The sequence below is a fragment of the Variovorax paradoxus genome (assembly GCA_016806145.1).
Taxonomy (GTDB): Bacteria; Pseudomonadota; Gammaproteobacteria; order Burkholderiales; family Burkholderiaceae_C; genus Variovorax.
The window spans coordinates 5,325,007-5,348,449 of record CP063166.1 but is presented as its reverse complement, the minus strand read 5'-3'; the positions used below and the strand labels follow the sequence as shown (position 1 = coordinate 5,348,449).

The 23,443-nt window shown below is 71.2% G+C and carries 25 protein-coding genes; 8 read left to right on the top strand and 17 right to left on the bottom strand.

Annotated elements, in window-relative coordinates; all coding sequences use genetic code 11:
- The first annotated feature begins 58 nt into the window (after nucleotides 1–58).
- The 5 genes from INQ48_24865 to INQ48_24845 all read left to right on the top strand — a co-directional run bounded on the left by INQ48_24865 (nucleotide 59) and on the right by INQ48_24845 (nucleotide 3,150).
- Nucleotides 59–757 carry a hypothetical protein gene (locus INQ48_24865; GenBank protein QRF60884.1) on the top strand — a complete coding sequence of 233 codons (699 nt, stop codon included), beginning with the start codon at nucleotides 59–61 and terminating at the stop codon, nucleotides 755–757.
- A gap of 76 nt (nucleotides 758–833) precedes the next feature.
- Complete coding sequence (locus INQ48_24860; protein ID QRF60883.1) at nucleotides 834–1,322, top strand: ATP/GTP-binding protein; 489 nt, start codon at nucleotides 834–836, stop codon at nucleotides 1,320–1,322.
- A 30-nt stretch (nucleotides 1,323–1,352) separates the two neighbouring features.
- Complete coding sequence (locus INQ48_24855; protein ID QRF56542.1) at nucleotides 1,353–1,736, top strand: roadblock/LC7 domain-containing protein; 384 nt, start codon at nucleotides 1,353–1,355, stop codon at nucleotides 1,734–1,736.
- Nucleotides 1,737–1,841: 105 nt separating this feature from the next.
- On the top strand, nucleotides 1,842–2,201 hold the full coding sequence (locus INQ48_24850; GenBank protein ID QRF56541.1) for a hypothetical protein: 360 nt from the start codon (nucleotides 1,842–1,844) through the stop codon (nucleotides 2,199–2,201).
- A gap of 73 nt (nucleotides 2,202–2,274) precedes the next feature.
- Nucleotides 2,275–3,150, top strand: a complete 876-nt coding sequence (locus INQ48_24845; GenBank protein ID QRF56540.1) for a D-alanyl-D-alanine carboxypeptidase — start codon at nucleotides 2,275–2,277, stop codon at nucleotides 3,148–3,150.
- Nucleotides 3,151–3,169: 19 nt separating this feature from the next.
- Here INQ48_24845 and INQ48_24840 read toward each other — a convergent pair whose 3' ends face one another.
- On the bottom strand, nucleotides 3,170–4,399 hold the full coding sequence (locus tag INQ48_24840; protein QRF56539.1) for an MFS transporter: 1,230 nt from the start codon (nucleotides 4,397–4,399) through the stop codon (nucleotides 3,170–3,172).
- A gap of 122 nt (nucleotides 4,400–4,521) precedes the next feature.
- Here INQ48_24840 and INQ48_24835 point away from each other — a divergent pair, with 122 nt between their 5' ends.
- Nucleotides 4,522–5,502, top strand: coding sequence for a LysR family transcriptional regulator (locus tag INQ48_24835; protein ID QRF56538.1), 981 nt, complete (start codon nucleotides 4,522–4,524; stop codon nucleotides 5,500–5,502).
- A gap of 16 nt (nucleotides 5,503–5,518) precedes the next feature.
- Here INQ48_24835 and INQ48_24830 read toward each other — a convergent pair whose 3' ends face one another.
- The 7 genes from INQ48_24830 to INQ48_24800 form a co-directional block, all read right to left on the bottom strand.
- Nucleotides 5,519–6,844 (bottom strand): MSMEG_0569 family flavin-dependent oxidoreductase, encoded by a 1,326-nt coding sequence (locus tag INQ48_24830; protein ID QRF56537.1) that lies wholly within the window; start codon nucleotides 6,842–6,844, stop codon nucleotides 5,519–5,521.
- A gap of 44 nt (nucleotides 6,845–6,888) precedes the next feature.
- The gene (locus INQ48_24825; GenBank protein ID QRF56536.1) at nucleotides 6,889–7,167 is read right to left on the bottom strand and encodes an MSMEG_0570 family nitrogen starvation response protein; all 279 of its coding nucleotides are present in this window, start codon (nucleotides 7,165–7,167) and stop codon (nucleotides 6,889–6,891) included.
- Nucleotides 7,158–8,189 (bottom strand): sll0787 family AIR synthase-like protein, encoded by a 1,032-nt coding sequence (locus INQ48_24820; protein QRF56535.1) that lies wholly within the window; start codon nucleotides 8,187–8,189, stop codon nucleotides 7,158–7,160. Before INQ48_24820 ends, INQ48_24825 begins: the two co-directional genes overlap by 10 nt.
- A complete protein-coding gene (locus INQ48_24815; GenBank protein ID QRF56534.1) occupies nucleotides 8,186–8,746 on the bottom strand; it encodes a GNAT family N-acetyltransferase in 561 nt (186 codons plus the stop codon). Before INQ48_24815 ends, INQ48_24820 begins: the two co-directional genes overlap by 4 nt.
- 1 nt (nucleotide 8,747) lies before the next feature.
- Entirely contained in the window at nucleotides 8,748–9,818 is a 1,071-nt protein-coding gene (locus INQ48_24810; protein QRF60882.1) for an MSMEG_0568 family radical SAM protein, read from the bottom strand.
- Nucleotides 9,781–10,860: a Nit6803 family nitriliase gene (locus INQ48_24805; GenBank protein QRF56533.1), complete on the bottom strand. Its 1,080-nt coding sequence runs from the start codon at nucleotides 10,858–10,860 to the stop codon at nucleotides 9,781–9,783. Before INQ48_24805 ends, INQ48_24810 begins: the two co-directional genes overlap by 38 nt.
- A gap of 143 nt (nucleotides 10,861–11,003) precedes the next feature.
- Complete coding sequence (locus INQ48_24800) at nucleotides 11,004–11,486, bottom strand: MSMEG_0572 family nitrogen starvation response protein (protein QRF56532.1); 483 nt, start codon at nucleotides 11,484–11,486, stop codon at nucleotides 11,004–11,006.
- Nucleotides 11,487–11,867: 381 nt separating this feature from the next.
- Between INQ48_24800 and INQ48_24795 the strand changes: the two genes are divergently transcribed.
- Nucleotides 11,868–13,280, top strand: a complete 1,413-nt coding sequence (locus tag INQ48_24795) for a PLP-dependent aminotransferase family protein (protein QRF60881.1) — start codon at nucleotides 11,868–11,870, stop codon at nucleotides 13,278–13,280.
- Here INQ48_24795 and INQ48_24790 read toward each other — a convergent pair whose 3' ends face one another.
- On the bottom strand, nucleotides 13,281–13,673 hold the full coding sequence (locus INQ48_24790) for a VOC family protein (GenBank protein QRF56531.1): 393 nt from the start codon (nucleotides 13,671–13,673) through the stop codon (nucleotides 13,281–13,283).
- A gap of 197 nt (nucleotides 13,674–13,870) precedes the next feature.
- On the opposite strand from INQ48_24790, the gene INQ48_24785 reads away from it, so the two are divergent.
- Nucleotides 13,871–15,289, top strand: coding sequence for a HAMP domain-containing histidine kinase (locus INQ48_24785; protein ID QRF56530.1), 1,419 nt, complete (start codon nucleotides 13,871–13,873; stop codon nucleotides 15,287–15,289).
- Between the two features lie 67 nt (nucleotides 15,290–15,356).
- Here the strand turns inward: INQ48_24785 and INQ48_24780 are convergent, their stop codons facing one another.
- The 8 genes from INQ48_24780 to INQ48_24745 form a co-directional block, all read right to left on the bottom strand.
- Nucleotides 15,357–15,956 carry a response regulator transcription factor gene (locus INQ48_24780; GenBank protein QRF56529.1) on the bottom strand — a complete coding sequence of 200 codons (600 nt, stop codon included), beginning with the start codon at nucleotides 15,954–15,956 and terminating at the stop codon, nucleotides 15,357–15,359.
- Nucleotides 15,957–16,030: 74 nt separating this feature from the next.
- The gene (locus tag INQ48_24775) at nucleotides 16,031–17,368 is read right to left on the bottom strand and encodes a tryptophan--tRNA ligase (protein QRF56528.1); all 1,338 of its coding nucleotides are present in this window, start codon (nucleotides 17,366–17,368) and stop codon (nucleotides 16,031–16,033) included.
- Between the two features lie 26 nt (nucleotides 17,369–17,394).
- Nucleotides 17,395–18,066: a site-2 protease family protein gene (locus INQ48_24770; GenBank protein QRF56527.1), complete on the bottom strand. Its 672-nt coding sequence runs from the start codon at nucleotides 18,064–18,066 to the stop codon at nucleotides 17,395–17,397.
- A 44-nt stretch (nucleotides 18,067–18,110) separates the two neighbouring features.
- Complete coding sequence (locus INQ48_24765) at nucleotides 18,111–18,746, bottom strand: threonylcarbamoyl-AMP synthase (GenBank protein QRF56526.1); 636 nt, start codon at nucleotides 18,744–18,746, stop codon at nucleotides 18,111–18,113.
- Nucleotides 18,747–18,761: 15 nt separating this feature from the next.
- Nucleotides 18,762–19,739 (bottom strand): DMT family transporter, encoded by a 978-nt coding sequence (locus tag INQ48_24760; GenBank protein ID QRF56525.1) that lies wholly within the window; start codon nucleotides 19,737–19,739, stop codon nucleotides 18,762–18,764.
- A gap of 1 nt (nucleotide 19,740) precedes the next feature.
- The gene (locus INQ48_24755) at nucleotides 19,741–20,598 is read right to left on the bottom strand and encodes a PHP domain-containing protein (protein QRF56524.1); all 858 of its coding nucleotides are present in this window, start codon (nucleotides 20,596–20,598) and stop codon (nucleotides 19,741–19,743) included.
- A gap of 95 nt (nucleotides 20,599–20,693) precedes the next feature.
- Nucleotides 20,694–21,764, bottom strand: coding sequence for a transporter (locus INQ48_24750; GenBank protein ID QRF56523.1), 1,071 nt, complete (start codon nucleotides 21,762–21,764; stop codon nucleotides 20,694–20,696).
- Nucleotides 21,765–21,777: 13 nt separating this feature from the next.
- Entirely contained in the window at nucleotides 21,778–23,418 is a 1,641-nt protein-coding gene (locus INQ48_24745; protein QRF56522.1) for an inorganic phosphate transporter, read from the bottom strand.
- Nucleotides 23,419–23,443 lie beyond the last annotated feature (25 nt).

Here is a 23,443-nt window from a genome sequence, read left to right as displayed (position 1 = left end):
GGCCACCCGTGGACCGCCCATGACCGGTTCCGCCGCCTCGCCCCGCGCCCGCCGGCCGCTGCTGAGCTTCAGCATCGAAGGGCTGCCGGCCCGCGACGAACTGCTCTTCAAGTCGCTGGTGCGGCTGCTCGACCACCGCACCCAGCAGCACTGGGCCTGGCAGGTCGAGCACGCCGACCTGCGCGTGGTGGGCGACCGGGCCGTGGCGCTGTCGGCCGAGGCGGTCGATGCGCCGACCCCGCCGGTGCCGCTGCTCACGGTCGGCGACACCCCGCCGCCGCGCGGCCCCTTCCTGCGGCTGCCGCTGCATGCCGATGCGCTCGAGGCCATGCTCAACCGGCTCGGCGCGATGGTGGTCCATGCACGCGAACTCGGCCTGGCGGCGTCGGCCGAACGTGGCGCGCGCGGCGAGGAATACCGGCTGCTGCGCTGGCCCTCGGTGGCGCTGCTCGACTCGCCCGTGCGCATGAAGCTCGCGACCCTGCTCGCGAGCCGCCCGTCCACGCTGGCGGCGCTGCAGCAGCGCTCGAACGCCGGCGCGCAGGAGTGCGCCGAGTTCATCGCCGCGCTCGAGCGCGCCGGCTTCGTCGCGGGCAGTGGTGGCGCTCCCTCGCGCGCGCCCGAATCGATCTGGCCCGACTCGCAGGTGCATGCCGGCAGCGAGGCGCCGCCGCCGGCGCGCGAGGCCGTGCAGCCCGGCCTGCTCGCGCGCATCCGCAGCCGCCTCGGGCTGCTGTCCTCGGGATCGCGCGCCTGATGCGCCGCGATCCGCCTCCCATGACCCGCACCGATTCCGACTGAGCGTGGAGCACAAGATCCTTTTCACCGGCACCATGGGCGCCGGCAAGACCACCGCCATCGCGGCGGTGAGCGAGATCGCGCCGGTCCGCACCGAGGTGCGCAACAGCGACGCCTCGGTCGCCAAGGCCACCACCACCGTGGGCCTGGACTACGGCGAGCTCACGCTCGACAACGGCGAGAAGCTGCGCCTGTACGGCACGCCCGGCCAGATCCGCTTCGACTTCATGTGGCGCATCCTCGCGCGCGGCGCGCTCGGCCTCGTGATCCTGGTCGACAACAGCCGCCCCGATCCGCTGGCCGACCTCGAGGTCTACCTCGACGGCTTCGCCGAGCTCATCGAGAAGACCGCCTGCGTGGTCGCGGTGGGCCGCACCGAGACCCATCCCGAGCCCGGCCTCGACGCCTATGCCCAGCGCATGCAGGACAAGGGCGTGCTGTGCCCGGTGCTGCCGGCCAACGTGACCGATCCGCGGCAGGTGGTGCAGCTGCTCGAACTCCTCCTGGTCCAGCTCGAAGCCTGAGCACCGCCGTCCCTTCTTTTTTCTTCCGACATGAACATCCCACCCCGCATCAAGGACGCCGCCGAGTCCGCCGTCGACACGCTCATGCGCGAGATCAAGGGCGTGAAGGCCGTCGTGATCTCGACCGAGGACGGCCTCGAGCTGGCCGCGCGCGTGGAGAACACCGCGCAGGTCGCGCGCCTGTCGGCCATCGCGAGCTCGCTGGCCGCGCTCGGCGCGGTGGCCGGCGAGGAGAGCGGCCTGGGCCGCTGCGAGAACGTCGCGATCGAATCCGCGCTGGGCCACATCCTGATGCTGCAGGCGCGCCACGACGAGGCCGACCTGATCGTGAGCGTGGTCGCGGGCAAGGACGCGGTCATCGGCCAGGTCCTGTACTTCGCCAAGCAGGCGACGCTGGCGCTGCAGCGCGCCTGAGGCGCGGGCCTTCTCTCTCTCGACGCCGACTTACCAACCGGCCGCCGCTCATCACTCGCCCGGGTGGCGGCCGATCCTCAGGGCGATGGACTACGAAAGACAGCGATGGCAAATATCAAGCAATCCATGGACGAACTGATGACGATCGACGGCGCGCTGTGCGCGGCGCTGGTCGACTCCGGCAGCGGCATGATCCTCGGTCAGGTCGGCTCGGGCGTGGACCTCGAAGTGGCGGCCGCGGGCAATACCGAAGTGGTGCGCGCCAAGAACAAGACCATGCGCGCGCTCGGCCTGAACGACGTGATCGAGGACATCCTGATCACGCTCGGCCGCCAGTACCACATCATCCGCCCGCTGCAGAAGCACGAAGGCCTGTTCGTCTACCTGGTGCTCGACAAGTCGAAGTCGAACCTCGCGCTCGCGCGCCGCAAGACGCAGGACGTGGAACAGGCCCTCGCCGTCTGACGCGGCGCGCGTCGGCAACGGACAATGCCGGCGGCACGCACCACGCCGCCGACCCCACGCCGGACCCCGCCGATTGAAGCCCTTTCCCCCCGCCCCGCCCTACCGCATCGTCGCAGCGGACCAGTTGCCGCCGGACCTCGAACAGGCCGCGGGGCTCGACTGGAAAGCCGCGCGGGTGCTGTCGTCCGCGCCCGCCGAGGCGCCGCGCAACAAGGCCGCGCCGGCCCTGCCGCCGGCCGCGAGCTGGGCGCTCTACGACCTCGCGGCCGACCGGCTGCTGGGCCATGAGCCCGCCGCCGGCAGCTACCCGCCGGCCGGCCTCGCCAAGCTCGCGACCGCGATGCTGGTGGAGCGCAAGCTGGTCGCCGAGCGGCGCGACCGGCGCGCCGAGCGCACGCCGGTCGCGGTCGGCGCCGAGGCCATGGTGCGGCTGTCGGTGCAGCGCCTGCTCGAGGCCGTGCTGATCGCCTCGTCCGACAGCGCCGCCTTCGCGCTCGCCGCCTGGCACAGCGGCACCACCGAGGCCTTCGTGGAGGCCATGAACCGCCAGGCCGTGGCCTGGGGCCTGCGCGACACCCGCTTCGCCTGTCCCGCGGGCCAGGACGAGAGCGCGCGCAGCCATGCCGTCGACGTGCTGCGGCTGGCCGCGCGGCTGATGCGCGAGCATCCGGCGCTCGTCGCCATCGCCAGCAAGACCCGGCTCGATCCCTGGGAACAGGCGGTGCCCAACGTCAACCTGCTGCTGGGCACGGTGCGCGGCGTCGACGGCCTGGCGGCGGCCTTCTCGCCCGCGACGGGCGCGCACCAGATCGCCACCGCGGCGCACGAGGGCCGGCGCCTGATGGCCGTGGTGCTCGGCGCGCCCGACCGCGCGGTCTGCGCGCGGCTGGCGGCGGCGCTGCTGCGCAAGGGCTTCTCGATGCCGGCGGCGGCGCCGGCGCCGGCCTGAGCGCGGACCGGTCTCAGTCTCAGGCCCGGCCCGACATCGGCCACAGCCGCACCGCGAGCGTCGCGGCCGACGAGGCGATGGCGAGCGCCGTCACCGCGGCCCAGCCCCATTGCGCGAGCGCCAGCGCACCCACCGCGGAGCCGATCGCCATGCCGATGAACATCGCCGTGAACAGCACCGCGTTGAGCCGGCTGCGCGCGCCCGGCTCGATGCCGTAGACGATGGTCTGGTGCGCGATCAGCGTGGCCTGCACGCCGAGGTCGAAGCCGACCACCGCCACCACGATCACCGCGAGCTGCGCGCCCGGGGCCAGCAGCGGCGCGAGCGCCATCACCGCGAACGAGACCACCACCAGCGCGGCGCCCAGCCGCGTCACCAGCTCCGGGCCGCGGCGGTCGGCCAGCCGGCCCGCGAGCGGCGCGGCCAGCGCGCCGGCCGCGCCGGCCAGGCCGAAGGCGCCAGCCGCGGTGCTGCCGAGGTGGAACGGCTCGCCGTGCAGCATCACGGCCAGCGTGGACCAGAAGGCGCTGAAGCCGATCGAGAGCAGGCCCTGCGCCCAGGCCGCGCGGCGCAGCGCGCCATGGCGCTGCCACAGTGTGGCCAGCGAGCGCAGCAGCGCGCCATAGCCCAGGTGCGTGGTGGCCTTGAAGCGCGGCAGGCCGCGCCAGGCGGCCGCGCCGATCAGCGCGATGCTGGCGGCGGCGGCCACGAACATCGTGCGCCAGCCGAAGTGCTCGGCCACGAAGCCGCTGACCACGCGCGACAGCAGGATGCCGAACAGCAGCCCGGTCATCACCGTGCCCACGGTCTTGCCGCGGCTGGCCTCGGGCGCCAGGGTGGCGGCGGCCGGCACGATGTCCTGCGCCATGGTGGCGGCCAGCCCGATCGCCAGGCTCGCGGCCAGCAGCATGCCGATCGAGGGCGAGGCGCCCGCGAGCAGCAGCGCCACGCACAGCACGGCCGCCTTGGCGAGGATGATGCGGCGCCGGTCGTAGCGGTCGCCCAGCGGCGCCAGGAACAGGATGCCCAGCGCGTAGCCGAGCTGGGTCAGCGTCGGCACGAAGCCGACCGTGCGCGTCGGCGCGCCGATGTCGGCCGCGAGCGCGCCCAGCATCGGCTGGTTGTAATAGAGGGCGGCCACCGCGAAGCCGGCGCCGCTGGCGAGCAGCAGCACCAGCGAGGCGGGCAGGGCCGGGGCGGCCGGGGCCAGCGGCGGGGTGCCCGCATGCGCTGATTGAATGGAAGACATGGTATTTACCCTTGGATTCGGCGGAAAGTGCGCGGAGTTTGCAGGGTGAAACGCTCGAACGGTAGTCCTCGGCAGCGAACAACGTATATACGTTCGACGCATACAAGGCTCAGAATCTCGCCATGACCCCGAATTCCGCCCCCGAAACGCCCGCCGTCCCGGTCGCCAGCGCCCCGGCCGACCGTGTCGAGCTCATGCAGACCTTCGTGCGCATCGTCGAGGCCGGCAGCCTGTCGGCCGCCGCGGCCCAGCTCGGCATGAGCCAGCCCACCGTGAGCCGGCGGCTGCAGACGCTCGAGCGCTCGCTCGGCCTGCGCCTGCTGCGGCGCTCCACCCACGGCATGAAGCTCACCGAGGACGGCGAGCGCTGCTTCGAGCGCGCGAAGGAGCTGCTGGCCGACTGGGCCGCCTTCGAGGACGAGCTGCGCGGCGCCGGCCGCGCGGCCGAGGGCACGCTGCGCGTGATCGCGCCGCATGCGCTCGGGCAGGACCTGCTGATGCATCCGCTGTACCGCTACCTGCGCGAGCATCCGCGCGTGGACGTCGAATGGTTGCTGCACGACCGGCGCCCCGACTTCATCACCGAGAACATCGACTGCGCGATCCAGGTCGGCGAGATCGACGACCCCTCGGTGGTGGCGCTCAAGCTGTCGGAGATCCCGCGCATCGTGGCCGTCGCGCCGGCGCTGATGGAAGGCCGGCCGCCGATCGCGCATGCCGCCGAGCTCGCGGCGCTGCCCTGGCTGGCGCTGCGCACCTTCTACCGCACCGAGCTGCGGCTCTCGCACGTGACGACCGGCGAGGAATGCCGCGTGCCGATCCGCCCGCGCCTGAGCACCGACGGCCTCTACGCGCTGCGCAACGCGGCCGTGCTGGGGCTCGGCGCCTGCATGGGCTCGGCCTGGCTGCTCAACGACGACATCGCGCGCGGCCGGCTGCTGCGGCTGGTGCCGCAATGGCAGGCGCCGCCGCTGCCGGTGTACCTGGTCTATCCGCAGACGCGCTTCCAGTCGGCCAAGCTGCGGCACTTCATCGAGGCGGTGCGCGCCGCGCTGCCGCGCGCGATCGACGTGGCCGATTCGCTCGCGGGCATGGCCGCCTGACGCCGGAGCTGCGCGCTCAGGCCGCCTGCAGATGGGGCGGCGCGAGCTCCGGTGCCGCGCGCAGCCCGGCGCGCCGCGCATCGATCGCCTCGGCGAGGAATTCCGCGTCGCGCGCCACGCCCGAGAAGCGCCCCGAACCCCAGGTGTGCAGCCACGGCAGGCCGAGGAAGTACAGCCCCGGCTCGCGCGTGACGCCGCGCTGGTGCACCGGGTGGCCGCGGCCGTTGAACACCGGCGCGTCGACCCAGGCGAAGTCGGGCGAGAAGCCGATGCACCACAGCACGCTGGTGATGCCCGCGGCCGCGAGGTCGAGCCGGGTGCGTTCCTCGGGCGGTTCCCACACGGGCGTGTAGACCGAGGGCGGCGGCGCCTCGATGCCGTTGGCGGCGATGTACTTGTCGATCGAGGCGTTGATGTTGTTGTAGACGCGGTCGGCATGGTCGAGGTGCGCGCCCAGGTTGGGCTGGAACTGCAGCACGCCGTCGTGCAGGTCGGTCAGCAGGCCGAACAGCTCCATGCCTTCGAGCGCGAAGCGCCGCAGGTCGATGTCGCGCCCGCCGTCGCGGCCGGTCAGGTAGTGGTTGGTGTTGTCGCGCACGCCTTCGCGCAGCGGATGGGCGCCGACCGGCATGTCGTAGTACTGCATGGTGGCGAGCCAGTCGACCACCTCGCGGCCGCGGTAGAAGCGCGCGCAGCGCGGCGCGTCGCCGGTCGCGAGGTAGACCTTGCGCCCGGCCAGGTGCAGGTCCTCGGCGATCTGCGCGCCCGACTGGCCGCAGCCCACCACCAGCACCGCGCCCGCGGGCAGCTGCGCGGGATTGCGGTACTGCGCCGAGTGGTACTGCGCCACCGAGGCCGGCAGCTTCTCGGCCAGCCGCGGCACGATCGGCTTGTGATACGCGCCCGAGGCCACCACCACCTGGTCGGCGGTGTAGAGGCCGGCATCGGTGTGCACCTCGTAGCGGCCGCGCTCGCCGCTCTCGGGCACGAAGGCCACGCGCTGCACCGTCACGCCCTCGAGCGCGGGCGGCTTCACCTGCGCCACGAAGCCCGCGAGCCAGTCGTTGATCTGGTCCTTGACCATGAAGCCGTGCGGATCGTCGCCTTGGTAGGACCAGCCCGGCAGCTGGCACTGCCAGTTGGGCGTGACCAGGCAGAACGAATCCCAGCGCTGCGTGCGCCAGCTGTGGACCAGGCCGCGCTTCTCGATCACGAGGTGGTCGATGCCGCGCTGCTGCAGGCAGTGGCTCAGCGACAGGCCGGCCTGGCCGCCGCCGACGATCGCCACGCTGTAGTGGCTGCGGCCGCCGTAGGGATGCTCGGGATGGGTGGGGTGGGACATGGGGAGTCTCGCTTTCTCGCTGGGTCGCGTGTGTGAATGGAGGGTCAGTCGAAGGCCAGCACGGTGACCTCGGCGCCCGGCTCGAAGCGCGCGGCGATGCGCTCGATCTCGGCGAGCTGGTCCATCGCCTGCGAGCAGGCGAAGCCGTAGCGGGTGCGCACGCGCTCGGAGGCGATGCCCAGCGCCTCGCGCGCGCGCCGCAGGAACTCGTCGCGCGCATAGCGTTCGCCGGGCGCGAAGTGCTCGCGCACCACGCTCGAGGGCGAGTAGCAGCGCGATTCGCCGGCATCGGGCCAGCGCACGCGGAAGTGCGTCACGGGCATGGCGTGGTCCTCGCGGCGGCGGCTTCGCGGGCACCGGCCGACATCGCCGGCGGCTGGATGAAGGCATCGCGGCCGAAGTCCCACAGCAGGGCCTCCTCGCCGTCGGCGCGCAGGCGCACGGCGCGGCCGTCGTCCACCGTGCCGATCACGCCGCAGGCGATGTCGCGCGCCGCGAAGCGCGCGAGCACGCGCGCGAGCTGCGCGGGCGCCACGCTCAGCACGAAGCCGTAGCTCGGGAACGACGACAGCCAGCGCAGCAGCGGCACGCCCTCGGGCCGGGGCAGCGCGTCGAGCTCGATCGTCGCCCCCACGCCCGAGCATTCGAGCAGCATCATCGCGGTGCCGACCGCGCCGGCCATGCTGATGTCCTTGCCGGCGCGGCACAGGCCGGCCTCGGCGAGCGCGGGCAGCAGCTCGAGGTCGGCGCGCAGCCGCGCGGCCGGCGCGCGCGTCGAGGCGTTCCAGTAGGGGAAGGGCTCCTCGTAGGCGCCGCGCAGGTCGGCCGCCATCACCAGCAGGTCGCCGGGCCGTGCATCGAAGCTCGTGATCAGCCGGCGCGCGTGGCCGAGGATCGCGACCGCGAGCTGCGGCCGCTCGCTGCGGTTGTTGCTGTGGCCGCCGACGATCGGCACGCCGTAGCGCACCGCGGCCTCGGCCATGCCGCCGAGCACCTGGTCGGCCGGGTTCATGCCGCTGCTCCACAGCGCGTCGACCACCGCGGTCGGGCGTCCGCCCATCGCGTAGATGTCGCTCACGTTGACCATCACGCCGCAATAGCCCGCGAACCAGGGCATGCGCACGATGAAGTCCTCGACCAGCCCTTCGATCGCGAACAGCAGGAAGCCGCCGCGGCCGTCGGGAATGGCGGCGCAGTCGTCGCCCACGGGCACGGCCTGCGCGAGCGCTGCGTGGCCGCCGGGCAGCGAGCGGCCCAGCGCGGCCACCACGTCGCTGATGTCGCGCTTGTGGGCGAAGCCGCGCGTGGCGCGCAGCGCCTCGGCGATCTCGGCGGCGCGGCTCATCGCGCCACCCTCGCGCGCGTGACGAAGCCGCTGACCGGATCGTGGCAGGGCGGATAGACGCCGAGGTCGGCGCGCATGCGCGCGTGCGCCCGGCCCTGCACCTCGCACTGGCCGAGCGTGGTCCAGCCGAGCTTGCCGAACAGCGGCTCGTTCTGCAGCTGCACCTGCGCGAGGAACAGCGTGCAGCCCAGCGCATGGGCGCGCGACACCGCGAGCCGGATCAGCGTGGCGCCCAGGTGGCCCTGGCTGCGGAAGGCCGGGTGCACCGCGAGCCGCGAGCCCCACCATTCGCCCGCTGCCGCGCCGCGGTGGATGCGCACCGTGCCCACCACCTGCTCGGGCATGCCGGCGTTGCACGACATCGCCACCAGCAGCAGCGCGTGGTCGTCGATCGCGTCGCGGTCGTCGCGCGCGAAGATGCCCTGCTCGATGCAGAACACCGCGCGGCGCAGCGCCATCGCCTCGTCGCGTTCCCATTGCTGGGCGGCCTCGCGCACGAGGTATTCGACCGGCGCGTAGGCCAGCGGCAGCTCGCTCCAGGCTTCGGCGGTCTTCATCTCAGGCCTCGTAGACGGACAGGGACGAGCAGGCGCCGCACTTGCCGCAGCCCGCCTTGATGTCGGCCGAGCGCAGCCCGGCGGCCGCGACGCGCCGGCCCAGCGGCTCGAGCAGCGACTTCATGAACTCGGGCGTGGGCGCGGGATGGTCCTCGAGCGGCGTGCCGCTGATCGGCACGAAGGGCACGACGAAGGGGTAGACGCCGCGCGCGAGCAGCTCGTCGCAGATCGAGAGGATGGCCTCGCGCGAATCGCCGAGGCCCGCGAGGATGTAGGTGCTGACCTGGCCGCGGCCGAACACCGCCACCGCGGCCTCGAAGGCGCTCATGTAGCGCGACACCGGCACGCTGGCCTTGCCCGGCATGATGCGTTCGCGCACCTCGGGCGTGACCACCTCCAGGTGCATGCCCAGCGTGTCGATGCCCGCGGCCTTCATGCGCTGGAACCAGCGGTCGTCGTCGGGCGGCTCGCACTGGCCCTGGATCGGGATGTCGACCGCGGCCTTGATCGCGAAGGCGCTCTCGCACAGCACCGCCGCGCCGCGGTCGGTGGCGTTGGGCGTGCCGGTGGTCAGCACCATGTGCTTCACGCCGTCGAGCAGCACGGCCGCGCGCGCCACCTCGGCGAGCTGCTGCGGCGTCTTGTGCGCCACGGTGCGGCCGGCCGCGAGCGACTGGCCGATCGCGCAGAACTTGCAGCTCTTGCGCCGGCTCTCGTAGCGGATGCAGGTCTGCAGCACGGTGGTGGCGAGCACGTCGCTGCCGTGCAGCGTGGCGATGTGCGAGTAGGGCACGCCGTCGAAGGTCTGCATTCCGTAGAAGCGCGGCTGGCGCGGAAAGGCGATGTTCGCGATCGGGATGCTGCCGCGCATCACGCGGCTCACGCCCTGCGCGTTCGGCGCCTCGGCCGTGAACGGCGAATGCCAGGCGCTCGCGGTGTGGACCGGCACCATGATCGTGTGGCCGTCGACCAGCACGGCCTTGTGGTCCGAGGGGCCGGCGCCGCCGCGGCGGCTGGCGGCACCCGCGCCGGGGTCAGCCAGCCGCAACCCGAAGGACTGGAGCTCCGTCATCAGCTGGCGGCTGTCCACCGGCGCGGAATTCGGTGCGGGATTCGGTGCGAGGGCGGCGGTCGTCGTCATGGTCGGGGCTCCGTGGGTGGGAAGAAAGGGTGTGCATCGGCACGGTGGTGGCCGCGGGTCGGTCGTCGATGGCGAGCGAGAGCAGCTCGGGGCGCGCGTAGTGGCCGACCGAATCCATCATTCGCTTGCGTTTGGCGATCAGCGCCATGTCGAGGTCGGCGATCACCATGCCTTCGCCCTCGGTGAGCGGCGGCGCGAGATGCCGGCCCTCGGGCGAGACGATGGCCGTGTGGCAGCCGCCGCGCAGCGCCTTCTGCAGGTCGGGGTCAGGCGTGACGCTGCGGATCTGCTCGTCGCTGAGCCAGCCGGTGGCGTTGACCACGAAGCAGCCCGACTCGAGCGCGTGGTGGCGGATCGTGACCTCCATCTGCTCGGCGAAGATCGGGCCCACCAGCGAGCCCGGGAACTGCGCGCAGTGGATCTCCTCGTGCTGCGCCATCAGGCTGTAGCGCGCCAGCGGGTTGTAGTGCTCCCAGCAGGCCAGCGCGCCGACGCGGCCGATGGCGGTGTCGACCACCTTGAGCCCGGCGCCGTCGCCCTGGCCCCAGACCATGCGCTCGTGATAGGTCGGCGTGATCTTGCGGCGCTTGAGCACGAGCGTGCCGTCGGCATCGAACACCAGCTGCGTGTTGTAGAGGCTGCCGTGGTCGCGCTCGTTGACGCCGAGCACCACCACCACGCCGCGTGCGCGTGCCCGCTCGGCCACGGCCTGCGTGACCGGACCGGGCACGACCACCGCGCGCTCGGCCAGCCGCAGGTGCGGCGCGCCCTGCAGCACCGGCGGCAGCACGAAGCTGAAGTAGGGGTAGTAGGGCACGAAGGTCTCGGGGAAGACCGCGAGCTGCGCGCCCTTCGAAGCGGCCTCGTCGATCGCGCTGCACACCCGATCGAGCGTGCCATCGGGACGGTCGAAGTCCGGCGCGATCTGGATCGCCGCGGCGCGGACGATGCGGGAAGAATTGGAGGTCCCCATCGCCGCACCTCAGCGCGATGCCGCGGCGAGCGCAGCGAGGCCCGTTCGGGAAACACCGCGGAACCGGCTTTGCCGGGCCGCTGGTGTTGCCCCCTCGAGGGGGGAGGCGGCTACACGAAGTGAGCAAGCAACGGGGGTGGGCATCACAGCGTCCAGGTGTCGAGGATGAAGGCGTTGGCCTTGCGGTGCAGCAGGATCAGGTCGAGCACGTCGAGCGGGTTGATCGGCTTGATGCCTTCGATCAGCGCGCCTTCGCCGTGGCCGTAGAGGGCCTGCAGCGCGAAGCGGCAGGCGTAGACCTTGCCGCCCTCGCCGATGAAGGTCGCGATCTGCTTGTTGAAGTTCTGGTGGCCCGGGAAGGCCTCGTCGCCCAGGGTCGGAAAGCCGCGCTGCACGCCCAGCGTGACGCCGGGGCCGTAGAGCAGGATCGAGGTTTCGAAGCCCTTGCGGCGCAGGCGCGTGGCCTGCAGCAGGTTCACGAAGCCGATCGAGCCTTCGAAGGCCACGGTGTGGAAGGTCACGAGCGCCTTCTCGCCGGGTTCGGCCTTCACGTCTTCGAACACCTTCTCTTCGTAGTCGACGAGGAACTCGCCTTTTTCGTTGCGGGGACGGGTCACGGTGGGCATGGGGTACTCCGGTGAAAGGGATGAAGGAGAGGAACGCAGCAGCGTCTGCGCCCCTCCTTCTTCGCACGCCATGTGCCAGGGCGCGGAGCCGGTGATGCAATCAAGTTGCGATCAAGGCGCAGCGGTGCCGCATGCGGGCGCGAAAAAATTTCCGCGCGGGTGCCGCGAGCGGGTCGCGCGCGGCCCGCGGCAGGCCGCGCCGCACCGTGGCGAAGCGTTCCGCGTGCGATCAATGCACCCGATCAAGGGGGTTGATCGCACCCGTTGGAGGCATCGCCGGCCCTCGGGACCCGCTGGCGACGGGCACGTTTCCTGCGGGTTGATCGGTCCCCCGATGCAATCAATGGATGCAATCAAGTGGCCGCCTCCGACACCGCCCCGATCGCCCCCGCCGCCCCGGTCACGCTGCACTGGCGCAAGCAGCTGCGCGCCAGCGCCAAGCCGGCCTACCTGCTGCTGGCCGACCTGATCGCCGACGACATCCGCACCGGCCGGCTCGGCGCGCGCGACCGGCTGCCCACGCTGCGCGAGCTGGCGGCGGACCTGCAGCTCAACTACACGACCGTGGCGCGCGGCTATGCCGAGGCGCGCAAGCGCGGGTTGATCGACTCGCGCGCGGGCACCGGCACCTTCATCCGCACCGGCAGCCCGAGCCTGCGGCTGCGCGGCGGCAGCGGCGCCGAGATGACGATGAACATGCCGCCCGAGCCGCGCGACGAGCACCTGGTGGCGCGCATGCACGAAGGCGCCGCGCAGGCCTTCGCGCAGGCCGACCTCTACGAGCTGCTGCGCTACCAGGACTTCGGCGGCACGGTGCACGACCGCGAGGCCGCGATGCAGTGGCTGCGCCCGCACGTGCCCGAGGCCGGCGTCGACCGCATCCTGGTGTGCCCCGGCATCCACGGCGTGCTGACCGCGCTGATCTCGCAGCTCGCGCGGCCCGGCGAGCTGGTGTGCGTGGAGTCGCTGACCTACCCGGGCATCAAGGCCATCGCGGCCCAGCTCGGCGTGCAGCTGCATGCGCTGCAGCTCGACGACGACGGCCCGATCGCCGATGCCTTCGAGCACGCCTGCAAGACCCTGAAGCCCAAGGCGCTGTACTGCAACCCGACCCTGCTCAACCCCACCACCGGCACCGTGAGCCGCGCGCGGCGCGAGGCGCTGGCCGACGTGGCGCTGCGCTACGCGGTGCCGATCATCGAGGACGACGCCTACGGCATGCTGCCGCGCCAGATGCCGCCCACGCTCGCCACGCTGGCGCCCGCGCTCACCTACTACGTCACCGGCTTCTCGAAGTGCTTCGGCGCGGGGCTGCGCAGCGCCTACGTCTGCGCCCCGACCGCGCGCCAGTCGCAGCGGCTCGCGGGCGCGCTGCGCGCCACTACGGTGATGGCCTCGCCGGTCACCAATGCGCTGACCACGATGTGGGTCGAGGACGGCACGGCCGACGCCATGCTGCAGGCGGTGCGCGCCGAATCGGCCGCGCGCCAGCTGCTGGCCGCGCGCCACCTCGGCGACCACGGGCTGCAGGCGCATCCCGAGGGCTTCCATGCCTGGCTGCCGCTCACGCCGGGCTGGAGCCCGGTCGAGTTCGCCTCCTTCCTGCGCACGCGCAACGTGGGCGTGGTTGCGAGCGCGGCGTTCTCGACTGACGGCGATCCGCCCGACGCGGTGCGCATCTGCCTCGGCGGGCCGATGTCGCGCGAGGAGTGCGACGACGCGCTGCGGCTGATCGCGGACACGCTGACGCATCCGCTGCACCCGCACGCGACGGTGCAGGAGCGGGCCTTCTAGCTATGCAGGGTCGTGGCAGCAGACGCAGAGCTTGTTGCCGTCGGGATCGCGGAAGTAGGCGCCGTAATAGTTGGCGTGGTAGTGCGGGCGCAGCCCGGGCGGGCCTTCGCAGCGCCCGCCGTGGGCCAGCGCCACGGCATGGACGCGATCGACCGTGGCGCGGTCGGCCGCCAGCAGCGCGACCATCTGGCCGTTGCCCACCGCCGGCGCCTCGCCGTCGAAGGGCGCGCCGATCAGGAACAGCGGGCGCGGCGCGTCGGGGCGCTGCCAGCCGGCCCAGGGGCGGCTGTCGTCGCGAAAGCGCAGCGCATGGCCGAGCTCGTTCATGACGGCGGCATGGAAGCCGAAGGCGCGCTCGAAGTCGCTCACGCCGAGGAACACGTGGGAAAGCATGGCGGCAGGCCCGAAAAGCGAGGGGATGCCATCGTGCCTCAAGGGCCGCGGCATCGCGGATGGTTGTTACGGCGTGAAACACCGGCCTGCGGCCCGGTAAGATCGCCGGACTGGCCGGAACGCCGTTCCGGCCGCCGGATCCACCCGCACCCCTCATCCATGGTTTTGGCCCGCTACCGCAGAAAAGGCGCTGCCTGATGGCCACCGCCGCCTCGATCACCAGCCTCACGCCCGTGCCGGCCTCCGCCGACGAGGCCGAGGCCTGGGTGCGCGGCGAGCTGATCCGCAGCCTGATGCGCTCGGCGCGCGGTTCCTACCTCGTGTCGGGCACCTTGATGGTCGGCATGGCGGCGCTCAACTGGTCGGCGCTGCCGCGCTGGGAGGTGCTGACCTGGCTCACCGCCGGCCTGATCTCGATGGCCTGCCGAGCCTGGGCCGCGCGCGTGTACGCGGTGCGCTACGTCGGGCGCAGCGCGCTGGCGCAGCAGCAGTACGCCGACCGCTATGCCTTCGTCTGGACCGCCAGCGCCTTCGTCTGGGGGCTGTCGGTGCTGCTGTTCTTCGAGCGCGTGCCGCAGGTCAACCAGTTCATCAGCTGGCTGGTGATCGCGGGCGTCGCGACCTCGCCGCTCAACGGGCTGGCGCTGCACCCGCCGCTGCTCAAGCGCTTCGTCAACACGCTGTTCGCCACCGTGCTCGGTTCGGTGCTGGTGCGGCTGGTGGTCATCAACCTCGAGCATCCGCAGTTTCAGTACGGCTTCCTGCTGCCGATCCTGCCCACGCTGCACTGGTACCTGCTGCTGCGCGCCGGCCATCACATCCACGAGACCGCGCGCAACAGCCTGGAGCTGCTGTTCCACAACCACATCCTGATCAAGTCGCTGACCCAGCAGCGGCAGGCGGCGGTGGCGGCCGTGGCGATGAAGAACCGCTTCCTCGCGAGCGCCGCGCACGACATGCGCCAGCCGGTGCTGGCGCTGTCGCTGTACGCCGACTGGCTGCGCAACGAGCCCGAGCTGGTGCTCGAGCTGGCGCCGAAGATCGTGCGCGCCACCCATGCCGTCAATGCGCTGTTCGACTCGATGTTCGACCTCGCGCGCATCGACTCGGGCCAGGTGCGGCTGCACATCGAGCGCGTGGACATCGCCGAGCTGCTGCAGGACCTCGAGCTGCAGTACCGCCCCGTGGCCGAGAGCAAGGGGCTCGATTTCCGCGTCCACGTGACCGAGGGCAGCTTCCTCACCGACCCGATCCGCGTGCGCCGCATGATCGGCAACCTGCTGGCCAACGCGATCAAGTACACGCCCGAGGGCGGCGTGCTGCTGGCCTCGCGCCGCACCCGCGAGGGCATGCGCGTGGAGGTCTGGGACACCGGCATCGGCATCGCGCCCGAGCACCTGCGCGACGTGTTCCTCGAGTTCTACAAGGTGGCCGACCATGCCGGCACCTCCGACGGCTTCGGCCTCGGCCTGGCGATCGTCGCGCGCCTGTCCCACGTGCTGGGCCACCCGGTCAGCGTGCGCTCGCGGCTGGGCAGCGGCAGCGTGTTCCGCGTGGCGCTGCACGATGCGGACGAGGCGGTGGCGCAGGCGCGGGTGAGCGCGGCGGTGGGCTGAAAGGCTCCGCCCCCAAAGAAAAAGCCGCGCACATGGCGCGGCTCCTTCACGACGCTGCGGCCCGGCCTCAGCCCGACAGCAACCCGTTCGTGCGCGCGTAATGCAGCGCCTGCGTGCGGCTCTTCACGCCCAGGCGGCGGAACAGGCGCCACAGGTGCACCTTCACCGTGTGTTCGCTGATCTCGAGGTCGGTGGCGATGTCGCGGTTGCTCATGCCCTTGTCGAGCATGGCGATGAGCTGGGTCTGGCGCTTCGAGAGCTTGCTGTTGCTCGCCAGCGGCGGCTCGTCGGCTTCTTCCGAGCCGGCCATCAGCAGGCCGCGCAGGGCCGCCGCCAGCTCGGCCGAGCTGGCCGACTTCTCGATGTAGGTGTCGGCACCGGCTTCAATGCAGGCGTCTTCCATGTCGGCCGAGGGCGCGGCCGAATAGACGGCGATCGGCACATTGGGATAGACCTGCTTGACCGCGATCACGCCCGAGACGCCGTTGGTGTCGGGCAGCTTCAGGTCCAGACAGAAGAGCGTGGGCGCTCCGCGCTGCGCGACGGAACTCGCGAGCTTGTCGAGCCGTTCGAGCTCGACGATGTTCTCGGCCGGACGAAGGCGCCGCAGGACCATCACGATCGCGTCGCGCATCAGGGGGTGGTCGTCGATGACATATATGCTCATGTTTTCTTCCTTTGTGATCGCACCGTCTTCTCTCTTCTCGTCCACCGGCGGATGGGCCGGTGGCGGTTGCCGGATCAGCCGCCCTTGGTGGTGGCGGTGGCCTCCGACAGTGCCTCCAGCGCCTCGCTCGCGGCGCGCAATCCTTCATCCGTGGCGATCGGCTCGAGCCGATCCGCATAAGTCGTCAAGGCCGCGCCGCGCTGCTCCTGCAGCGCCGCGATGGTACGGCCGGCCTCCTGCGGCGAGGCGAAAGCTCGGCTCTGCAGCAGGGTTTCGCCGGTCGCATCGAGCAGCTTGAAATAGAACATCCCGTCGCGTTCGCGGTACTGCTTGAAGCCGGCCTTGCCCGCGCCCTTGCCGCCCTTGCGCGCCTTGGCGCCATCGCCGGCGTCGGCCAGGTTGCGCAGGCCGACCGCGTGGCGCAGCCGCGTCACGAACGGGCGCGACAGCGCGCGCGCCTTGTCGGCGCCGATGAGCAGCGTGCGCTCGATCTGCGCGGGGTCAGCCATCAGCGCCTCGTAGCGCTCGCGCAGCGGCGCCACCTCGCGGTCGATGCGCTCGAACAGCACCTGCTTGGCGTCGCCCCAGGCGATGCCCTCGGCGTAGGACTTGCGCAGCGCTTCCGTTTCGTCGGCGCTCGCGAAGGCCTGGTAGATCTGGAACAGCGCCGAGCCCTCGGTCTCCTTGGGCTCGCCGGGCGCGCGCGAGTCGGTCACGATGCTCGCGATCTGCTTTTGCAGCTGGGCGCGCGGCGTGAACAACGGGATCGTGTTGTTGTAGCTCTTGCTCATCTTGCGGCCGTCGAGGCCCGGCAGGGTGGCGACGGCCTCGTCGATCTCGGCGTCCGGCAGCGTGAAGTGATCGCCGTAGAGGTGGTTGAAGCGCTGCGCCATGTCGCGCGCCATCTCGATGTGCTGCACCTGGTCGCGGCCCACGGGCACCTTGTGGGCGTTGAACATCAGGATGTCCGCGCCCATCAGCACCGGGTACATGAACAGGCCCGCGGTGACGTCGGCATCGGCGTCCTCGCCCTTGGCCGCGTTCTTGTCGACCTGGGCCTTGTAGGCATGGGCGCGGTTGAGCACGCCCTTGCCGGTGACGCAGGTCAGGAACCAGGTGAGCTCGGGGATCTCGGGGATGTCGGACTGGCGGTAGAAGGTGACGCGCTCGGGATCGAGCCCGCAGGCCAGCCAGCTGGCGGCGATCTCCAGCGTGGAGCGCTGGATCTTCGCGGGCTCCTGCACCTTGATGAGGGCGTGGTAGTCGGCCAGGAAGAAGTAGCTCTCGACGCCGGGCGCGACGCTCTGGCGCACCGAATGGCGGATCGAGCCGACGTAGTTGCCGAGATGGGGCGTGCCGGAGGGCGTGATGCCGGTGAGGACGCGCAGCGGGGAAGGGGAGGACGAAGCCATGGTCGGAACTGGAAACTAACGCAACATCAACGCAACAGGGCCTGCAGCGGCCCGATCAGCAGATCGAGCACCTCGTAGCCCACGCTCATCAGCGGCATCAGCCAGAACTTGCTGACGATGCCGGCGAGCACCAGGCCCATCACGATGAAGAAACCGTAGGGCTCGATGCGGGCGAGGAAGTTCTGCGCCGGCCCGTTGGGCAGCAGCCCGGCCAGCACGCGGCCGCCGTCGAGCGGCGGCAGCGGAAAGAGGTTGAAGGCCCACATCACGAGGTTGACCAGCACGCCGCCCTGCGCCATCTTGATGAAGAAGGGCTCCTGCACGCCGACGCCGATGAGCACCGCCCAGACCACGGCCCAGAGGATCGCCTGGATGAAGTTCGAGGCCGGGCCGGCCAGCGCCACCCAGACCATGTCGCGCTTGGGATGGCGCAGCCGGCCGAAATTGACCGGCACCGGCTTGGCATAGCCGAACAGGAAGGCGCCCGAGGTCGCGAAGTAGAGCATCAGCGGCATCAGGATGGTCCCGATGGGGTCGATGTGCTTCATCGGATTGAGCGTGACGCGGCCCATGACCGCCGCGGTGTTGTCGCCGAGGTAGCGCGCCACGTAGCCGTGCGCGGCTTCGTGCACGGTGATCGCGAAGATCACGGGCAGCGCATAGATCAGGACCGTCTGTATCAGATTGGAGATATCCACTGCGAGATTGTGTCAGACGGAACAAGGGAGAAACGAAGGCCGCATCACAGGCCCAGCACCGAGAGCGCGCCGCGCCCCTGGCGCACCACCACCGGATCGTCGCCGCTGCCCATGGGCGTGAGGTCGACCACGGTGGTCGGCTGGGAGGGGCAGGCGCCGGCGTCGATCACGCCCGCGATCTGCTTCTCGAAGCGTTCGCGGATGACCTCGGCGTCGTTGAGCGCCTCGGTCTCGCCGGGCGCGATCAGCGTGGTGGCCAAGAGCGGCGCGCCATGCAGCGCCAGCAGCTCGAGCAGCACCTTGTGGTCGGGCACGCGCAGGCCGATGGTCTTGCGCTGCGGATGGCTCACGCGCCGCGGCACCTCCTTGGTGGCCTCGAGCAGGAAGGTATAGGGGCCGGGCGTGGCGGCCTTCAGCAGGCGGTACTGCTTGTTGTCCACGCGCGCGTAGTTCGCGAGCTCGCTGAGGTCGCGGCAGATCAGGGTCAGGTGGTGCTTGTCGTCGACCTGGCGGATGCGGCGCAGCTGGTCGACCGCATCCCTGTCGTCGAGGTGGCAGGCCAGCGCGTAGCTGGAGTCGGTGGGCACGGCGACGATCTCGCCGCGCTGCAGCAGCGCCGCGGCCTGCTTGAGCAGCCGCTGCTGGGGGTTGTCGGGATGGACTTCGAAGTACTGGGCCATGAAAAACGCTCCTGATCAGGATTCCGCGGGTTCGATCGGCACGCGGCGCTCGCGCACGGTGAGCCAGGCACCGGCCGCGCCGCAGACGGCGATCATCGCCATGCCGACCAGCGACACGACATCGGGCACGTGGGAGAACATCAGCCAGCCGCCGAGCATCGCGAACGCGATCTGCGCATAGAGGTAGGGCGTGAGGGTGGAGGCCGGCGCGCGCTGGTAGGCGAGGATCAGCATGAAGTGTCCCACCGTGCCCATGAAGCCCATGAGGCACAGCAGCGCCCACCAGTGCCACGAGGGCAGCGCGGTCCAGGCGAAGGGCACCGCCAGCGAGGCCAGCAGGGTGCCGACCCAGCCGGTGTAGAAGTGCATGGTCAGCGGGTTCTCGGTCTGCGCGAGCTTGCTCGTGAGCACCTGGAACCAGGCGTTGGTCATCACCAGGCCGATCGGCAGCAGGATGGCCCAGCTGAAGGCGCCGCCGCCGGGCCGCAGGATGACCAGCGTGCCCGCGAAGCCGCCCGCCACCAGCGTCCAGCGCAGCGGCGAGACGTGCTCCTTGAGCGTGGTGGCCGCCAGCAGCGTGATCACCAGCGGCGCGATCAGCACGATCGAGGTGAACTCGGCCAGCGGCATGTAGCGCAGGCTCATGAAGGCGAACAGGCTCGAGCCCAGCAGCAGCGCCCCGCGCAGCGCCTGGTAGCGCGGATGGGCGGTGCGCAGCAGCGCGGTGCCGCGCAGCGGCAGCAGCACGGCGGTGGTGGCCACGGCCTGGAAGGCATAGCGGAACCACACGCCCATGAGGATCGGCACGCTCGCGGTCGAGATCTTGGTGGCGGTGTCGAGCGTGGCGAAGCAGGCCACGGCCAGCACCACGAGGCCGATGCCGGCCAGGATGCGTTCGGATTCGCGGCTGGAGGCGGCCTGGGCCGCGGCGCGGGCCTGGGCCAGCGCCTGGGTGGCGGCGCTTTCGGTCGCGGTCCCGGGCAACTGGCTCACGCTAGGTCTGGATTCGGTGGCCGAGCAGTTCCCATACCGGCGTGAGCGAAGCGTGCAGCGGCGGCAGCTTGCCGAGGTCGCAGTGGCTCTCGTCGGGGCTGTGGAAATCGCTGCCGCGCGAGGCGGCGAAACCGAACTCGAGCGCCTTGTCGGCGTACTCGACGTATTCGGCCGGGGTGTGGCTGCCGGTGACGACCTCGATCGCCTGGCCGCCATGCGCCTTGAACTCGAGGAACAGCGCGTACTCCTCGTTGGCGCTGAACTTGTAGCGGCCCGGGTGCGCGATCACGGCCAGGCCCTTGGCCGAGGTGATCCAGTGCACCGCGTCCTTCAGCGTGGCCCAGCGGTGCGGCACGTAGCCGGGCTTGCCCTCGGTGAGGTACTTGCGGAACACCTCGGGCGTGTCGCGGCAGTGGCCCTGCTCGACCAGGAAGCGCGCGAAGTGCGTGCGCGAGATCAGCTCGGGGTTGCCGACGAACCGCAGCGCGCCTTCGTAGGCGCCCTGGATGCCGACCTTGGCCAGGCCCTCGGACATTTCCTGCGCGCGCTTGCCGCGGCCGCCGCGGGTGTCGTACAGGCCCTGGGTCATGGCGGCGTCGTCGGGGTCGAAGCCCAGGCCGACGATGTGCACGGTCTCGCCCGCGAAGGTGACCGAGATCTCGGTGCCGGTGAGGTAGCGCATGCCGTTCTCGCGCGCGGCGGCGGCGGCGCGGTGCTGGCCGCCGATCTCGTCGTGGTCGGTCAGCGCCCACAGGTCGACGCCATTGCTGGCGGCGCGCACGGCGAGTTCTTCGGGCGTCAGTGTGCCGTCGGACACCACGGAGTGGCAGTGCAGGTCGGCATTGAGAATGGAGGACACCGGTCGATTCTAGGCGCTCCGGCCTGTCGACACGGTCGCATGGGTGCTCGTATTTGCTACTAGATAAATAGCATTAACCGCAGCGGTGGAGCGGCTCAGCGCTTCTTCCTGAAAGCGGCCCAGGCGGCCACCGCGGTGAAGGTGGCGACGATCGCCACCACGATCCAGAAGCCGTGCTTGTGCTCGGCCAGCGGGATGCCGCCGACGTTCATGCCGAACAGGCCGGCCAGGATGTTGATCGGCAGCGCCAGCACCGTGACCACCGTCAGCACGAACAGGCTGCGGTTGTTGTCCTCGTTGACGTTGGCGGCGATCTCTTCCTGCAGCAGCTTGATGCGTTCCTGCAGCGCCTGCATGTCGCGCAGCACCACCGAGAACTCCTCGGTCGCGCCGCGCAGCTCCTGCGTGTCGTCCTCGGCCATCCAGCCCGGCGGGCGCTGCAGCAGCCGGAACAGCGCCGCCGGCTCGGGCGCCAGCAGCCGCTGCAGCCGCACCAGCAGCCGGCGCATCACGCCCAGGCGGGCGCGCTTGTGGTCGAGCCGGCCGGCCAGCAGTTCGTCCTCGATGCGGTCGACGCGGCCGGTCACGCCGCGCACGATCTTCACCAGCACGTCGGCCTGCGCGCGCAGCAGGTGCTCGAGCAGCTCGGTGCTCGAGCCCGGCGCGTCGCCGGCCTTGACCGCGGTGCGCAGCGCGTCGACCGAACGCAGCGGCTTGCTGCGCGCGGTCACGACCAGCCGCGCGCCGACCGCGATCCACAGCGTCGAGATGTCCGAGGGCTCGAAGCTGAACTCGAAGTGCACGTCGTTGATGACCGCGATCAGCGCATCGTCGGCGCGCTCGATGCGCGTGGAGGGCAGGCCGTCGTGCAGCGTCTCGTAGAAGGTGTCCGACAGCCGCGCATGGCGCTGCAGCCAGCGCTCGGCCTGGGCATGGCTCAGGTTGAAGTGCAGCCACGCATAGGGGCCCGCGTAGGCGCCTTCGGACGGCGCGGCGGCCAGTTCCTCGTCGGGCGGCAGGGCGTCGAGCCAGGCCGCGGCCTGGCTCGAATCGATCTCGCGTGAGGCGTCGGGACCCGACGCACCGGGGTCGAACAGGTAGCCGCAGATCAGCCCGGCTTCGTCGCCGCCATACGAATTGGCGGCCAGGTCATGGAGTGCCGGCAAGGTGCGCGATGCTTCAGAACAGGTGCGTGAACAGCCAGTACAGCACGCCCGACAGCAGCATCGCCGCCGGCAGCGTCAGCACCCAGGCCAGCGCGAGGTTGCGCAGCGTCGACATCTGCAGCCCCGAGCCGCTCGCGGTCATGGTGCCCGCCACGCCCGAGGACAGCACGTGCGTGGTCGAGACCGGCAGGCCGTACATGTCGGCCGCGCCGATGGTCACCATCGCCACCACCTCGGCCGAGGCGCCCTGGGCATAGCTCAGGTGGGTCTTGCCGATCTTCTCGCCCACGGTCACCACGATGCGCTTCCAGCCGATCATGGTGCCCAGGCCGAGCGCGATCGCCACCGCCACCTTCACCCACAGCGGGATGAAGCGGGTGGCATCGTCGAGCTCCTGGCGCAGCGCGCCGACGCGGGCCTGCGTGTCGGCATCGAAATGCGCGGCGCCGCTCTTGTCCAGGTGGCGGATCGCCTCGGAGGCCAGGTACATGTCGTTGCGCACATTGGCCACCGCGTCGGCCGGCAGGCGGGCCAGCGAGCCGTGCTGCCTGACCTGCTGCGCGATGCTGCCGGTGACCGCGGCCAGCGCGGGCACCACCGTGTCGTTGAACTCGCGGGTGCGCACGTAGGTCGCGAGCGAGTCGCGCGCGGCCGCCGGCTGCAGCGCGGGCAGCGAGGTCGGCAGGCTGCGCTGCATCGCGCCCTGCGCCACCTCGGCCACGGCGACGAACTTCACCGTCTGGTCGGCCGGCATGGCGCGGTTGAGCGCATAGGCCATCGGCACCGTGCCCACCAGGATCAGCATGATCAGGCCCATGCCCTTCTGGCCGTCGTTGGAACCGTGCGCGAACGAGACGCCGGTGCAGGTCAGGATCAGCAGGCCGCGGATCCACCACGGCGGCGGCTCGCTGCCCTTGGGTTCTTCATAGAGCGCGCGGTTCTTGACGAAGGCGCGCAGCGCCAGCAGCAGCAGCGCGGCGCAGCCGAAGCCCACCAGCGGCGACAGCAAGAGCGAATAGCCGACCTTGGTGGCCTGCGCCCAGTCCACGCCGCTGGTGCCGTCGCGCCCGTGCATCAGCGCATTGGCCACGCCCACGCCGATGATCGAGCCGATCAGCGTGTGCGAGGAGGAGGCCGGCAGCCCCAGCCACCAGGTGCCGAGGTTCCAGATGATGGCGGCGATCAGCAGCGCGAACACCATCGCGAAGCCCGCGCCCGAGCCCACCTGCAGGATCAGCTCCACCGGCAGCAGCGCGATGATGCCGAAGGCCACCGCGCCGCTGGAGACCAGCACGCCGAGGAAATTGAAGAAGCCCGACCACACGACCGCGAAGTTCGGCGGCAGCGAGTGGGTGTAGATCACGGTCGCCACCGCGTTGGCGGTGTCGTGGAAGCCGTTGACGAACTCGAAGCCCAGCGCGATCAGCAGCGCCACGCCCAGCAGGATGTAGGGCACCCAGGTGGTCATGGGCGCGCCGGAGTCCGACACGTCGCTCACCAGGCTCCAGGCCGTGTAGAGCAGGCCGACGGCGAGCAGGCCGACGAAGGTGATCAGGGCGACCGGACCGGGCCGGGCGTCGAGCTTCGGGCGGTGGGCCGCGGACCCTGCGGGCGCGGCCGGCAGGTCCGTGTTCGGGGCGGCGAGCGTGTTCATGAGGGCGTTCTGGAGTGTTGTAGTG